The organism is Mycolicibacterium houstonense (assembly GCF_900078665.2).
GTDB classification, from domain to species: Bacteria; Actinomycetota; Actinomycetes; order Mycobacteriales; family Mycobacteriaceae; genus Mycobacterium; species Mycobacterium houstonense.
Window position 1 is genome coordinate 2917178 of record NZ_LT546207.1, and the last position, 14649, is coordinate 2931826.

A 14649-nucleotide genomic window follows, 5' to 3' on the forward strand; every position below is an offset into this window, starting at 1 on the left:
TCCAGAATCGTCAGGTGTCCGATGCGCTGAGCGCGGACTTCAGTGTCCGCATGCAGCTGATCGTCGACGTCCTGGCCCAAACCCTGGACCGGGCCGTGCTGTTGGACGACGAGGAGCTGACCCCGATCACGCACAGCCGCCAGCTGGGCGAACTCGACGACGTGCGGGTGCACAGCGTGCTGCAACGTGAGACCCGCGCGGAGGTCAAGGCCGCGCTGTTCGACTCCGGGATCGGCACCGCGGACTCGGCGGTGTGGACTCCGGCGCTGCCGCACTACGGGCTGATGGCGCGGTTGTGCGTGCCGGTGCGATCGGCGTCCGAGCGGTTCGGCTACCTGTGGATCATCGCCCCCGACGGTTCCCTGCCCGAGCAGGGCCAGCAGCTGGCCAAACAGGCGGCGGCCGACCTGCTGGCCATTCTCGACCGTCGCCATGCGGTGCTGCGCGCCGAAGAGTCATCGCAACAGGGCCTGCTGATGCGGTTGGTCGCCGCCGATGACCCGGCGCAGGCCCAGGCGGTGGTCGGCGAACTGCACGCCAGGGCGATGGCCGAGCCGCACGATCTGGTCCAGGTTTTCCGGTTCGAGCCCGACGGCGCGGGCGATCCGGTGAATCGGAGCATGGCGCTGCGGCTCCGGTTGACGGCCACCGACCGGACGCGCCGCTGGTACACCCTGGCCGGAGCGACGACCACGATCCTGGCGGTGTCGCCGCCCGGCATCGAATCTGCCGACACCGCGGAGACGGTGGCCGAGGCCGTGCGCGCCAGCTACGGAACGCACCCGGCGATCGGCGCTTCCGGCGTTCCCCTGCCGATAACGCAAGCCGCCCTTGGCTTTCGCCACGCCAGCCTGGCGCTGACCCTGGCGAAGGCCGGCGTGGGCAGGGCCCAGGTGGCCGACTGGTCCGCGCTCGGATCGTGGCGCACCCTGGCGTTGCTGAGCCAGGCCTACCGTCCGGACCGGCTCGGCGACCTGGTCCACCCCGGCATCGTCAGCCTGATCGAGCAGGGCCGCGAAGACCTCCTGCTCACGCTGGAGACCTATCTGGCCAACGGCGGTGACGTGCGGCGCACGGCCGAGGACATGTTCCTGCACCGGTCCACGCTGTACTACCGGCTGGAGAAGCTGACCGAGGCCGTCGACGGCGATCTCGGCGACGGCGAGATCCGATTCGACCTGATGCTGAGCCTGCGGCTGGCGCGTCTGGCCGGGCTGTATCAACCCGGTTCGACAGCTGTCTGAACCAGCCGGCCGAGTTTCCTACAGTTTCGGCCCAATTTCTGCTCCGCCGACCGTTCGCCAGGCATAGCGTTCTCTTCTGGCCGCTTGTGACCCGAGTCACACATCACGGAGGAGTCAGAACGCACATGGGTGAGACACCCGGATTGAAAAAGGCGCTCAGTCAGCGACAGCTGCGGATGATCGCGATCGGCGGCGTCATCGGCGCCGGTCTGTTCGTGGGCTCCGGCGTGGTGATCGGCAAGACCGGCCCGGGCGTGTTCATCACGTATGCCCTGGCGGGCGTGCTGATCATCATGGTGATGCGGATGCTGGCCGAGATGGCGGTGGCCAATCCGTCGACCGGATCATTCGCGGATTACGCGCGCAATGCGATGGGCAATTGGGCCGGCTTCTCGGTGGGCTGGCTGTATTGGTACTTCTGGGTGATCGTGGTCGGCTTCGAGGCGATCGCCGGCGCCAAGATCATTCAGTACTGGATCGACGTACCCATCTGGCTGACGGCGCTGATCCTGTTGATCGCGATGACGGCGACCAACCTGTTCTCGGTGTCGTCGTTCGGCGAGTTCGAGTACTGGTTCGCCGGCATCAAGGTGGCCGCGATCCTGGCGTTCATCGGACTGGGCTCGCTGTACGTCATCGGGGCCTGGCCGAACAAGGACATGGACTTCTCGAACCTGTGGGTCAACGGCGGCTTCTTCCCGCTGGGCGCCATGGCCGTCACGGTCGGCGTGGTGACGGTGATCTTCTCGATGGTCGGCGCCGAGATCGCCACCATCGCCGCGGCCGAGTCGGCCGATCCGGAGCGTGCCGTCGCCAAGGCCGCCAACTCGGTGATCCTGCGCATCGCGGTGTTCTTCGTCGGCTCGGCGTTCCTGTTGGTGACGATCCTGCCGTGGAACAGCGAGCAGGTCGCCGCCTCGCCGTTCGTCTCGGCGTTCACCGAGATCGGCATCCCCTACGCCGACCACATCATGAACGCCGTGGTGCTCACGGCCGTGCTGAGCTGCCTGAACTCGGGCATGTACACCGCATCGCGGATGCTGTTCGTGCTGGCCGCCCGCCGCGAGGCGCCGCCGCAGCTGGTGTCGGTGACCCGGCGCGGCGTGCCGGCCGCCGCGATCCTGGCGTCGTCGGTGATCGGCTTCCTCGGGGTGATCGCCTCGGCCTTCTCCCCGGACTTCATCTTCAAATTCCTGCTGGATTCCAGCGGCGCGGTGATCCTGTTCGTCTACCTGCTGATCGCCATCTCGCAGATCGTACTGCGATACCGGACCTCGACCGATCAGCTCAAGGTGAAGATGTGGTTGTTCCCGGTGCTGTCGATCCTCACCGCCGGCTGCATCTTCGCGATCCTGGTGCAGATGTTCGTCCAGGGCGGCGACAACCGGAAGGCGCTGACCATGAGCCTGTTGTCGTGGGCCGTGGTGATCCTGCTGTTCCTGGCCAACCGCTGGTTCATCGGACACCGGCCCGAGGTTGCCGGGGCGATCCCGGCTGCCGGGGCCGCGCATCCGCACCGGGTGCTGGTGCTGGCCAATCAGACCGTGGAATCCAGCGAGTTGCTCGACGAACTCCGCCGCATCGGTGCGGACCGCGACGCCGTCTATCAGGTTGTGGTGCCGGCCAATCCGATCGACACCGGGGTGGCCGAGACCCATGGGCCGCTCGACATCTCGGAGGCCACGACGCGGGCCGCCCAGCAGCGCCTCGACCAGACGTTGGGGACACTGCGGTCCGAGCAATTGCAGGCCGACGGCGAGCTGGGTGACTACCGTCCGCTGCGGGCGCTGGCGCATGCCGTCGAAACCTTCCGGCCCGACCAGATCGTGATCTCGACCCTGCCGCCCGAGGAATCGGTGTGGCACCGCTTCGATGTCGTCGACCGGGCCCGCTCCGAGTACCAGATCCCGGTGACGCACGTGGTGTCGCGGCTGCGTACCCAGGAGCACGCGTCGTGACGATCCTGGCCGCGTTCAGCGCGAGCCGGCACAGCAGCGCACCGCTGAACCTGGCCGTCCAGCTCGCCCGCACCACCGGCGAGCAGGTGATCGCCGCGGCGGTGGTGGAACGGGCCTGGCCGCCGCGTGACGACCCGGTGGAGGGCGAGTACCTCGCCTACGTCCGTGCGCAAGCCACCGAGGCGTTGCAGCGGGCCGTCGCGGTGCTGCCGGTCGACGTGGACCTGACTCCCGTGGTGCACGAATCCACCTCGATACCAACCGGTTTGATGGAGCTGGCCGATGCCCACCGAGCATCACTGGTGTCGGTCGGATCGTCTTCGTCGGGCATGATCGGCCGCGTCACACTGGGCAGTGTCACCGAGCGCCTGGTGCACACCGCCCGGGTGCCGGTGGCGTTCGCGCCCCGCGCCTACGCCCAGACGGGCGGGCGGATCCGCCGGCTCACCGCGGCCTACGGCGGCGAGGCCGACGTCAACGGACTCATTCCGGCCACCGCGGAAATGGCAGCATCGTGGAAGGCCCGGCTGCGCATCGTGTCGTTCACCGTGCGCAACACCATGGCCTTCGCCGGCACCATCGAATCCTCGGCCGAGGAGTTGGTGGTGCAGCAGTGGTCACGACGCACGATCGCCGAGATCACCAAGCAGCTCAACACCATTCGTGACCGGATGGCCGTCCCCGACGTCGATGTGGTGGTCGGCGCCGGCCACGATTGGAACGCCGCGGTGGAGAGCATCGGGTGGGACACCGGAGACATGCTGGTGCTCGGTTCGGGGGCAGCCGCCCCGAGCGCCCAGGTGTTCCTCGGTTCGGCGGCCGGCAAGATCCTGCGCCGCTCACCGGTGCCGGTGATGATCGCGCCGAGCTACAAGGCGGGTTAGCAGTTGTTCAGCACCGCCGCCATGGTGTGCTTCTCTTTCTCCGAAACCCAGAGCTGGTAGGCGGTTTTCACCTCGACCTGACGGGCCACGAAATCGCATCGGTACGCCACATTGGACGGCAGCCAGCTGGCCGCATCGCGAAAAGCCTTGTCGAAATTGGGTTTCGCCGCGACAGCCACGAGATTGCGCGGATCGTTCGCGAAGTCCTTGCGGCGCTGCGGATCCCAGGTGCGTGCACCCTTGTACCAAGCGTCCGACAGCGACACCACATGATCGATCTGCACCGCGCCGGAGGTGTCGGGGCCGCGGGTGAACGGGATCTCGACGCCGGTGTACGGATCGTGCAGCACGCCGGTGGCGGCGTAACAGGTGCCGGGCCGGACCGTCAGCTGGGCCAGGTCGCGGCGCAGGATGTCGTCACGGGTGTTGCAGCCGTTGTGCCCGAACTCGACGTTGACGTCGTCGCTCCACGCCTCGCCGAAGTGGCGCCTCGAGTAGTCGGTGTGGCGGTCCCAGCCTTTGACCGGCAGCCCGGCCAACTGCGCACGGGCGTGGTCTAAGCCCGCGCTCCGCTGCGGGGCCGGGGCCGATCCGGAGGGCTGCGCCGTGGGCGGGACCGAGTCCTCGGCGGAGCGGGCTTCCCGCATCCGGGCCACGACGAGCACGGCCAGCACCGCCAGGATTACCGCCACCACGAGCAACACCGCTAACCTTCCGGTGCGCCGGCGACGGCCGCGGCCCGCGGGAATGAGATGACCCACGTAGCGGTTCTAGCACTTGAGCCGGTAGAGTGCTAACAAGTTTGACCAACTCGGAGGGTTTTCGTGCCTACCTATTCCTACGCGTGCACTGAGTGCGGCAATCGGTTCGACGCGGTGCAGGCCTTCACCGACGACGCACTGACCACCTGCCCCAAGTGCTCCGGCAAGCTGCGCAAGCTGTTCGGCTCGGTCGGCGTGGTGTTCAAGGGCAGTGGCTTCTACCGCACCGACAACCGCGAGTCGGGCAAGAGCTCCTCCAACGGCTCGGCCAAGAGCTCGGACAGCAGCTCGTCGAGCACCTCCTCCGACTCGTCGTCGTCTTCCTCTTCGTCGAGCACTTCGTCGTCGAGCAGCTCGAGCAGCTCCAGCGCCGCCCCCGCCGCGGCCGCTTCCAGCTAGCCGACAGTTATCCACAGGACGGCGAAGTCGCCGTTCTCACCTGGCCTTCCCACGCTTACCGTGGCGCCATGGCCGAATCACTCAACCTGCCGCCGTGGCGTCGGCTGACCGCTGCCCGGCCCGACTGGACCCGCACGGTCGCCGCACGCCGGGTGGCCGCTGCCGGGTTGGTGGTGTTGGCGGCCATCGCAGCGCTGCGCTCGGATCCGCGCGGTGAGTACACCGAGGTCGCGGTCGCGGTCCATGACCTGTCCCCCGGCACCGCGCTGACCGCCGCCGACGTGCGTCTGGAGCGACGCAGCACTACGTCGCTGCCCGACGGGGCCCAGCGTGATGTCGACGAGGTGGTCGGCGCGACGCTGACCGCACCCGCCCGCCGCGGCGAGGTGCTCACCGATGTCCGGCTGCTCGGCTCGCGGCTGGCCGAGTCCGCGGCAGGTCCGGATGCGCGGATCGTTCCGCTGCAGCTCAGCGACACCGCCCTGCTCGATCTGATCCGCGCCGGAGACGTGGTCGACGTGCTGACGGTGGCCGGCGACCAGGACGACAAGCAGCCCGCCCGGCCCGTCGTGGTCGCCTCCGGCGCGGTGGTGGTCCTGGTCTCGGAGAGGCCCCGGGCGGCCGGGGCAGGCAGCGACCGAGTGGCGCTGGTGGCGCTGCCGGCCCGTTCAGCCAATGAGGTTGCGGCCACCAGCCTGGTGCAAGCGGTCACGGTGACGATCCGCTGACCCTGGCTTGGATTGCCGGACAACGCAATTCGAGCGTCGCCAAGCTGTTGCAGAACAAACGCCCTGCCGTTCGATGAAACGGTTACTGTTTGCTTGTCCCACCAAACAGATCACATTGCAGGAAGGGTCCCCGCATGTTGAAGGGCTTCAAAGAGTTTCTTTCCCGTGGCAACGTCATCGACCTTGCGGTTGCTGTGGTCATCGGCGCCGCTTTCACCGGACTGGTCACCGCGTTCACCGAGAAGGTGGTTCAACCACTGGTCGACCGCGTCGGCGCCGGCCCCGGCAGGGAGTACGGCATCCTCAAGATCTCGCTGGGCGGCGATCCCGAGACGTTCGTCGACTTCAACGCCGTACTGTCGGCCTTCATCAACTTCATCCTGGTCGCCGCGGTGATCTACTTCGTCATCGTCCTGCCGTACAAGAAGCTGCGTGAGCGAGGCGAGGTCGAACAGGCTCAGGACACCGAGTTGAGCCTGTTGACCGAGATCCGCGACCTCTTGTCCGAAAACGGCTCCACCGGCAAGCACGTCACCGGCCCGGGCACCGGCCCCAGCCCCGACACCGCCGAGTACACGAGCGCCGACCGCGACAAGTAGCTGCACATACAAAAAGCAGCCCCTGGAAATATCCAGGGGCTGCTTTTGATGAGCGCTCAGAACATGACGTTCACATGCTCAGTTCATGTTCCAGGGTTCGCCGTAGGTGGTGACGCTGTCACCGGTGGAGGCGATCAGGCGGGCGAAGGGACGCAGCAGCACGCCACCGGCGGCACCGGTCACCGTGCCGTGGGCGTTGGACACCGCCACCCCACCGGCCGCACCGGCCACATCCACCGAGAAGGTGGCCACTTCCTGGATACCGGGGCCGTTGCCCAGGTCCGCGCTGATCGACACACCCGGGAACAGGTTCGGGGTGATGACCGACTCCAGACCGAACGGAGGACCGGTGATGTCACCATCGTCGATCAGGATGTTGGGGGTGGTGTAGGAGAAGTTGATCCCCACACCCAGCGACCAGGGGAAGCCGATCTGGTAGCCCAGCTCCAAGGTGCCCTCGAACTCCTCGGCACCCGGGCCGGCCACGATGTACTTGGCCCGGCCGGAGTGGAACCACTCACGGGTCAGCCGGTTGCGGTCCAGCGGGAACACACCGTTGAGGAAGGTATCCCACTGCTGAACGGTCAGGGTCCGATCCTGGCCATCGACCAGGCTCAGCTCGTTATCCAGACCGGCATGGGAAGTGCCTGCGCCGACGAACAAGCCCGCAATAACTCCAGCTATTGCGGTCACCATCGCGACCAGCACCCGACTGAATGCCTTCATGTTCTCCCTAGCTATATCGCCGGTGATCCCGGAGGTCCACCGAATTCGTGGTTGGCGTCCGGTCCCCGCAGACCGTACTACTGCGCAAGACCTACATGTGACGGGGATTAGAAACCTCACACATCGCTCTTACGTACTGCTCATCGTTGACACGAGGAACATAACGGGAGGGCATCCGGGCGGCAACGCAAGCACATATCTCCAGGGCTGCATGCGATCACTTGATCGAAATTTGCTGAAAGCAAGCTGAGAGTTGACCCACTAGACCGTGACGCAGGGATTTGAACTACCGGGCAATGCTGTGACGCCGTTCGCCTTGGTAACGAACTGAGGGCCAGACCACAGCTGATGACCGGCGGTTTCCGGCTCTTACCTAGCTCTCACCTATCTATTGATGATGGGGCGGAATGTTGTCGCGCAACCACCGGTCGCGGTCGGCGTCATCGTCCGGCGAAGCGGTGTCACGTTCGTCGGGAGCGATCTCGGGGAGAGCGTCACCAAAGATCTTGTTAACTGCGTGACGGGACTTTTTATTCACTTCTGGCATCGCGAATCCCCTTTGTGACGAAGATCACATCTCATCGTAGACGGCGGTGCAACGTCCGTTAACCTGCGCTTAACCAATCGTCGGAGCCGGAAACAGCATTCGCCTGGAAACAGAAACGGCGGCCGATGGCCGCCGTTTCCATGGTTGCTAGATCTCCAAGCTTGATAGCTGGCCTATGACTTGGGCGGCCAGCGGACCGAGTGTGGCCATCCCGTCGCGCACCGCTGCGCGCGATCCGGCGATGTTCACCACCAGCGTGCTGCCCGAAACTCCGGACAGGCCGCGCGAGAGCCCGGCGTCGACGATGCCTGCCGACAGCCCCGACGCGCGCAGCGCTTCGGCGATGCCCAGCAGCTCGCGATCGAGAATGTCGAGCGTGGCCTCCGGCGTCACATCGCGCGGCGTCACGCCCGTCCCGCCGACGGACACCACAAGATCGACGCCACCGATGACCGCGGTGTTCAGCGCGTTGCGGATCTCCACCTCGTCGGCGGCCACCACCACGACGCCGTCGACGACGAAGCCGGCCTCACCCAACAACTCCGTGACCAACGGACCGCTGTGGTCCTCCTCGCCGTGTGCGGTGCGATCATCCACGACGACGACGAGCGCCCGGCCCACCAACTCCCCTGGCTGTTCCATGCCTGCAACCGTATATCCGGCAGCCGACAACGGCGTAGCCAGACGGAGCGTGGCCATCCCAACAGGTCCGATCAACGTGCTCACTGTTCCGCCCTTCCGAGAGTCACCTCGATGGTCTGAGGTTTGCCACCTTGGTCCAGGAACGTCAACGTGACCTTGTCGCCCGGAGCCTTGGACCGCACCGCGGCCACCAGCGCGTCGGCGCTGCCGATCACCCGGTCGTCGACCTTGGTGACCACCACGCCACTGGGCAACCCGGCCGCGGACGCCGCCCCGCCATTGGTCACCTCGACGATCTTGGCGCCGTCACTGGTCTTGTCGTTGGCGACCTGGACACCCAGCGAGGCATGTGAGGCCGACCCGTTCTGGATCAGCTCATCGGCGATGCGCTTGGCCTGGTCGACCGGGATCGCGAAACCCAGCCCGATCGAACCGCTCTGGGCCTGAGGCGAATCCCCGCCCATGGTGGCGATCGCCGAGTTGATGCCGACCAGTTCGCCGTTCATGTTGACCAGTGCGCCACCGGAGTTGCCCGGGTTGATCGCGGCATCGGTCTGGATGGCGTCGAGCACAGTGTTCTGGTTGCGGGTGTCGCCACCCGCGGCGACCGGACGGTTCAGCGCGCTGATGATGCCGGTGGTGACGGTGCCCTCAAGACCCAGCGGCGAACCGATGGCCACCACGTCCTGTCCGACCCGCAGATTGGCCGACGAACCGAGCGTGATCGGGGTCAGACCCGACGCGTCCTGCGCGCGAACCACCGCGATATCGCTACTCGGGTCGGTGCCCACCACGGTGAACGGCTTGGTGGTCCCGTCGGAGAACGTCACCTTGGTCTGGGCGGCGGCCGGTGCGGCGCCCGGAATGGGGCTGGGCCCACCGGGCTTGGCGGCCTGGACGACGTNCCAGCGTGGCCACGCCGCCACCGACGCCGGCCGACACCACGGCCACGGCGAGCGCACCGGCGACCAGACCGCCCTTCGAGCGCTTCTTCGCCGGGACGGGCTGCGGGCTGGCCGGGATGCGGTAGGGGTCATACGGCGAGCGGTACGCGTGCTGCTGGGTCTGATGTGTCTGGGTCTGGTGCGTCTGAGTCTGATGCTGCTGCGTCTGGTGCGGTTGGTGCTGCTGCGGCTGCTGACGCGCGTAGCGCCAGTCGTACTGCGGCTGCTGGTAAGGGTCAGGACGCGCACCGGCGTATCCGGGGGCGCCGCCGGGATGATGCTCCGGCTGCTGGGGGTACCTCGGGTGGTTCGTCATTGCGCTGCGTGCTCTTCTCTTGTAAACGGTCCGCCGGCCTGTGATACCCGGCCGGCCCGACCCGTATGTCCAACCCTCGCGTTCACTTCGTCAAACGAAGGTGAGGCCCCTCAGGTTGCCCAGATGTGCTGAGAATCCACTTAGAGATCTTCAATCCATCCATGACCAGTCCCCCGACTGACCTAACTGTCTCACTTTTTGTCCGCGCCGACGGTGCGCCCGCCCCCGGCCGGGTACATGTGTGTCGCATCGGCATTGGGAATCGGCTGTCCCGGCAGCACCATGTGAATCGAAGCCCCCGGTGGAGTACCGCCCGGCACGGTCTCGTCAATCCGCAGTGCCCCACCGTGCTTGAGCACCACCTGCTGGACGATAGCCAATCCGAGGCCGGAGCCCGGCATCGCCCTCGCCGCGTCCGAACGGTAGAACCGCTCGAAAACCAGCGCGCGTTCCTGCGGCGGAATGCCCGGCCCGTGGTCGGAGACAACGAGTTCGGCGTGTGTCGGGTCGACCTGATGCAACCGCACCCCGACCCTCCCGCCGGGTGGACTCCACTTGGCGGCGTTGTCGAGCAGGTTGAGCACCGCGCGACCGAGACCGGGCGCGTCGCCGTACACCTGCCAGCCGATGACGTCGACGTCGAACTCGATGTCGTTGCGGCGCCGCCGGACCCGCTCGAGGCTGCGGTCGACGACCTCGGACATGTCGACGGCTTCCGGGGTGATGCCGCCGGCGTCGTCGCGGGTGAGGTCGACGAGGTCACCGACCAGAGTGGAGAGCTCTTCGATCTGGGCGATCACATCCTGCTGCAGACCGTCCATCTCGTCCTTGGGCAGCGGCGGCGCCCCGGGCGCCTGTGCGGCCATGAGCAATTCGACGTTGGTGCGCAGTGAGGTCAGCGGGGTTCTCAGCTCATGCCCGGCATCGGACACCAGCCGAGCCTGGCGTTCCCGGGATTCGGCCAGCGCCCGCAGCATCATGTTGAACGCCTCGGTGAGCCGGGCCAGCTCGTCACTGCCCACCACCGGGATGGGCCGCAGGTCGTCGGTGCGGGCGACCCGTTCAGCGGCTTCGGTGAGTCTGCCCACCGGCCGCAGGCCCGCTCGGGCGACGGCACCACCGGCCATCGCGGCCACGACCACCCCGACGCCACCGACGATGAGCAGCACGGTGCCCAACCGCCGCAACACTTGGCCGGTGGGGGCCAGGCTCTTGGAGATCAGCAGCGAGCTGCCGTTGGCCAGGTGCACCGCGAGCACCCGCTGGTGGTTGGCGGTGCGCAACGACATCAACAGCTCGCCGGAGATGACGTCCTTCTCGGGCTTGCCCAGCGGCAGCATCTGCCCCTGCTGGTTGGCCGTGTAGATGGACCGGCCGGGGATCACCAGCATCGCGTTGACGTCGGAGTACGCGGTGCCCTCGATCGCCTTGCCGGGATCGGCGGCCAGCGAGCCGCTCTCGATGAGCAGCCGGGCCCGGCTGTGCAGCTGGTTGTCCAGGTCGTCGTAGAGCGCGCGGGACACCACGGCGTAGACGGCGACGGCCATCAGCACCACCACCATGGCCACCATGGACATCGCGAGCATCATCACGCGCCAGCGCAACGACAGCGAGCTGGTGTTGCGGAGGTTCGTGGCGGACCGCCAGGTGTTCACGACGGCGGGCCGCCCGGGGTCTGCGGCAGTGGGCCGCCCGTCATCGACGGCGGCGGGCCGCCCAGGATCTGCGGCGGCGGAGCGCCCAGCGTCGGGAGTAATTGACATCAAATCAGGGGGGTGTTTCGCGCAGCACGTAGCCGACGCCGCGCACGGTGTGGATCAGCCGGGGCTCGCCTTCTGCCTCGGTCTTGCGGCGCAGGTACCCGATGTACACCTCGAGGGCGTTGCCTGAGGTGGGGAAGTCGAATCCCCACACCTCTTCGAGGATGCGGCTACGGGTGAGCACCCGCCGCGGGTTGGCGATCAGCATCTCCAGGAGCGAGAACTCGGTGCGGGTGAGGCTGATCTGACGCTGGCCACGCGTCACCTCGCGGGTCACCGGGTCCAGGGTCAGGTCGGAGAAGGTCATCTTCTGCGAGTCGGCGCCGTCATCGCTCACGGTCCGGCGCAACAATGCGCGCATCCGGGCCAGCAACTCCTCCAGCGCGAACGGCTTGGGCAGGTAGTCGTCGGCTCCGGCGTCCAGGCCCGCCACCCGCTCGGAAACCGAGTCGCGAGCGGTCAGGACCAGGATCGGCAGATCGTCACCGGTGCTTCGCAGCTGCCGGCACACTTCGAGGCCGTCGAGCCTGGGCATCATCACGTCCAGGACCACGGCGTCGGGCCGGTCGGCGGCTATCGCGTCGAGGGCCTCGACACCATCTTGGGCGAGCTCGACCGAATAACCATTGAAGGAAAGCGACCGGCGCAGGGATTCGCGCACAGCGCGATCGTCGTCAACGACAAGAATGCGCACAGGCACAGTCTCAACCCGCTATCTGAGAGAGGGCTGAGAGGCGCGCCGCAAATTCGCCGAGCGTTTTGACGCGGCCACCAGGCCCGGAGGATGTTCGGACACGACAAAAAGCGCTATCCCACCGGATAGCGCTTTTTGAAGAAGTCTCTGCGGTACTAGCGCTTGTCGAGATCGACCAGGCCGAGACGAGCGGCCTTGAGCAGACGGCGCGGCACCTTGTGCTGCTGCCCGGCGACATTGACGCCGACGAGACCGGTGGCCTCGGCCTTCCACTGCGCGCGCCGGCTACGGGTGTTCGCGCGCGACATTCTGCGCTTGGGCACAGCCATGACGTGCATCTCCTTGCTCTGGGTTGTTGCCGCGCGTGTCGAATGAGCTCGCCGGCGGCGACGATTAGGTACAGAGTAACGGTTGACCTGCGTGCGCTCCAAAACGTGCCCGTCACGGCCGGACCACCTCTTGACGTGAGACCGGCGGTACCCGCTAACCTACCGGTTGGTTGGTACCGAAAGTCAGCGTCGACGGGAGTACGTGTGCCTTTGCAGTCTGGTGCGGTCCGCATCGGCAATTGTTCGGGCTTTTACGGTGACCGGCTGTCCGCGATGCGCGACATGCTCACCGGCGGCGAGCTCGACTATCTGACGGGCGACTATCTCGCCGAACTCACCATGCTGATCCTGGCACGTGACCGCGCCAAGAATCCCGACCGCGGATACGCGAAGACCTTCCTGACGCAGCTCGAGCAGTCCCTCGGGCTGGCTCTCGACAACGGCGTGAAGATCGTGGCCAACGCCGGCGGACTGAACCCGGCCGGGCTGGCCACCGCGGTCCGCGCCCTGGCCGAACGTCTGGGCCTCAACGTCAACGTCGCTCATGTCGAGGGGGACGACCTGGTGGGGCGCGCCGCCGAACTCGGGTTGGGCACTCCCCTGGCCGCCAACGCGTACCTGGGCGCNGTCGTCGGTGCGGGCGACCCGTTCAGCGGCTTCGGTGAGTCTGCCCACCGGCCGCAGGCCCGCTCGGGCGACGGCACCACCGGCCATCGCGGCCACGACCACCCCGACGCCACCGACGATGAGCAGCACGGTGCCCAACCGCCGCAACACTTGGCCGGTGGGGGCCAGGCTCTTGGAGATCAGCAGCGAGCTGCCGTTGGCCAGGTGCACCGCGAGCACCCGCTGGTGGTTGGCGGTGCGCAACGACATCAACAGCTCGCCGGAGATGACGTCCTTCTCGGGCTTGCCCAGCGGCAGCATCTGCCCCTGCTGGTTGGCCGTGTAGATGGACCGGCCGGGGATCACCAGCATCGCGTTGACGTCGGAGTACGCGGTGCCCTCGATCGCCTTGCCGGGATCGGCGGCCAGCGAGCCGCTCTCGATGAGCAGCCGGGCCCGGCTGTGCAGCTGGTTGTCCAGGTCGTCGTAGAGCGCGCGGGACACCACGGCGTAGACGGCGACGGCCATCAGCACCACCACCATGGCCACCATGGACATCGCNCGCCTGGGGCATCGTCGACTGCCTGAACTCGGGGGCCGATGTCGTCGTCACCGGCCGGGTCACCGACGCATCGGTGATCGTCGGCCCGGCGGCCGCGCACTTCGGCTGGTCGACCACCGACTACGACGCCCTGGCCGGGGCGGTGGCCGCCGGTCACGTGATCGAGTGCGGCACCCAGGCCACCGGCGGCAACTACTCCTTCTTCGCGGAAATCCCCGATCTCGCCCGGCCCGGATTCCCGATCGCCGAGATCTCGGCCGACGGCTCCTCGGTGATCACCAAACATCCCGGCACCGGCGGGCAGGTCAGCGTCGGCACGGTCACCGCGCAGCTGCTCTACGAGATCACCGGGGCCCGTTACGCCAATCCCGATGTGACGCTGCGGGTGGACTCGCTGCAGCTGAGCCAGGACGGCCCCGACCGCGTGCGCATCTCGGGTGTGGCGGGTGAGGCCCCGCCCCCGACACTGAAGGTGTCGTGCAACAGCATCGGCGGTTTCCGCAATTCCGCGACGTTCGTCCTGACCGGTCTGGACATCGAGGCCAAGGCGCAGCTGGTGCGCAGCCAGTTGGAGGCCGGACTGAAAGCCCGTCCGGCCGAACTGGATTGGAACCTGGCCCGCACCGACCATCCCGACGCCGACACCGAGGAAACCGCCAGCGCGCTGTTGCACTGCGTGGTCCGCGATCCCGATCCCAACCTCGTCGGCCGCCAATTCTCCGCGGCGGGCGTGGAACTCGCGTTGGCGAGCTATCCGGGGTTCACCACCACGGCCCCGCCGGGCGACGGTCAGATCTACGGCGTGTTCGTTCCCGGCTACGTCGACGCCGCCGAGGTGCCGCACATCGCCGTGCACGCCGACGGCACCCGCGTCGGGATCGCCCCCGCCGCCGAAACCCTCCCGGTCGTGCCGGCCGATGGGCCCGCGTTGCCGGACCCCCTGCCGTCCG

The 14649-nt window shown here is 67.2% G+C and carries 13 protein-coding genes and 4 pseudogenes; 8 read left to right on the forward strand and 9 right to left on the reverse strand.

Going from position 1 to position 14649, the window contains the following annotated elements; all coding sequences use genetic code 11:
• Positions 1-14 precede the first annotated feature (14 nt).
• From BN4332_RS14715 to BN4332_RS14725, 3 genes are all read left to right on the forward strand, one after another.
• Positions 15-1244: a PucR family transcriptional regulator gene (locus BN4332_RS14715; RefSeq protein ID WP_066899118.1), complete on the forward strand. Its 1230-nt coding sequence runs from the start codon at positions 15-17 to the stop codon at positions 1242-1244.
• A gap of 125 nt (positions 1245-1369) precedes the next feature.
• Positions 1370-3202 carry an amino acid permease gene (locus BN4332_RS14720; RefSeq protein WP_066899120.1) on the forward strand — a complete coding sequence of 611 codons (1833 nt, stop codon included), beginning with the start codon at positions 1370-1372 and terminating at the stop codon, positions 3200-3202.
• Positions 3199-4086 carry a universal stress protein gene (locus BN4332_RS14725; protein ID WP_066899122.1) on the forward strand — a complete coding sequence of 296 codons (888 nt, stop codon included), beginning with the start codon at positions 3199-3201 and terminating at the stop codon, positions 4084-4086. The genes BN4332_RS14720 and BN4332_RS14725 overlap by 4 nt, the downstream gene beginning before the upstream one ends.
• On the opposite strand, the gene BN4332_RS14730 is transcribed toward BN4332_RS14725, so the two are convergent.
• A complete protein-coding gene (locus BN4332_RS14730; protein ID WP_235654099.1) occupies positions 4083-4790 on the reverse strand; it encodes an HNH endonuclease family protein in 708 nt (235 codons plus the stop codon). The genes BN4332_RS14725 and BN4332_RS14730 overlap by 4 nt on opposite strands.
• A gap of 120 nt (positions 4791-4910) precedes the next feature.
• Here BN4332_RS14730 and BN4332_RS14735 point away from each other — a divergent pair, with 120 nt between their 5' ends.
• The 3 genes from BN4332_RS14735 (at position 4911) to mscL (ending at position 6573) form a co-directional block, all read left to right on the forward strand.
• Positions 4911-5246, forward strand: a complete 336-nt coding sequence (locus BN4332_RS14735; RefSeq protein ID WP_066899124.1) for an FmdB family zinc ribbon protein — start codon at positions 4911-4913, stop codon at positions 5244-5246.
• Between the two features lie 68 nt (positions 5247-5314).
• On the forward strand, positions 5315-5974 hold the full coding sequence (locus BN4332_RS14740; protein ID WP_066899126.1) for an SAF domain-containing protein: 660 nt from the start codon (positions 5315-5317) through the stop codon (positions 5972-5974).
• A 134-nt stretch (positions 5975-6108) separates the two neighbouring features.
• Entirely contained in the window at positions 6109-6573 is a 465-nt protein-coding gene (gene mscL, locus BN4332_RS14745; RefSeq protein WP_066899128.1) for a large-conductance mechanosensitive channel protein MscL, read from the forward strand.
• A gap of 78 nt (positions 6574-6651) precedes the next feature.
• Here the strand turns inward: mscL and mspA are convergent, their stop codons facing one another.
• The 7 genes and pseudogenes from mspA to rpmF form a co-directional block, all read right to left on the reverse strand.
• Positions 6652-7299 (reverse strand): porin MspA, encoded by a 648-nt coding sequence (gene mspA, locus BN4332_RS14750; RefSeq protein WP_066899130.1) that lies wholly within the window; start codon positions 7297-7299, stop codon positions 6652-6654.
• 388 nt (positions 7300-7687) lie between these two features.
• On the reverse strand, positions 7688-7846 hold the full coding sequence (locus BN4332_RS33705) for a hypothetical protein (protein ID WP_096866906.1): 159 nt from the start codon (positions 7844-7846) through the stop codon (positions 7688-7690).
• A gap of 147 nt (positions 7847-7993) precedes the next feature.
• Positions 7994-8545: a MogA/MoaB family molybdenum cofactor biosynthesis protein gene (locus BN4332_RS14760; protein ID WP_074133073.1), complete on the reverse strand. Its 552-nt coding sequence runs from the start codon at positions 8543-8545 to the stop codon at positions 7994-7996.
• Positions 8546-8568: 23 nt separating this feature from the next.
• Positions 8569-9748, reverse strand: a pseudogene (locus BN4332_RS14765) (S1C family serine protease).
• A gap of 191 nt (positions 9749-9939) precedes the next feature.
• Positions 9940-11511, reverse strand: a complete 1572-nt coding sequence (locus BN4332_RS14770; protein WP_235654100.1) for a HAMP domain-containing sensor histidine kinase — start codon at positions 11509-11511, stop codon at positions 9940-9942.
• 4 nt (positions 11512-11515) lie between these two features.
• Complete coding sequence (locus tag BN4332_RS14775; protein ID WP_066899135.1) at positions 11516-12202, reverse strand: response regulator transcription factor; 687 nt, start codon at positions 12200-12202, stop codon at positions 11516-11518.
• Positions 12203-12357: 155 nt separating this feature from the next.
• Positions 12358-12531: a 50S ribosomal protein L32 gene (gene rpmF / locus BN4332_RS14780; protein ID WP_003885704.1), complete on the reverse strand. Its 174-nt coding sequence runs from the start codon at positions 12529-12531 to the stop codon at positions 12358-12360.
• Positions 12532-12804: 273 nt separating this feature from the next.
• Between rpmF and BN4332_RS14785 the strand changes: the two are divergent.
• A pseudogene (locus BN4332_RS14785) lies at positions 12805-13155 on the forward strand (acyclic terpene utilization AtuA family protein); the annotation flags it as partial.
• Here BN4332_RS14785 and BN4332_RS14790 read toward each other — a convergent pair.
• Positions 13135-13734, reverse strand: a pseudogene (locus BN4332_RS14790) (two-component sensor histidine kinase); the annotation flags it as partial. The pseudogenes BN4332_RS14785 and BN4332_RS14790 sit on opposite strands and share 21 nt — an antisense overlap.
• Between BN4332_RS14790 and BN4332_RS14795 the strand changes: the two are divergent.
• A pseudogene (locus BN4332_RS14795) lies at positions 13701-14649 on the forward strand (acyclic terpene utilization AtuA family protein); the annotation flags it as partial. The pseudogenes BN4332_RS14790 and BN4332_RS14795 sit on opposite strands and share 34 nt — an antisense overlap.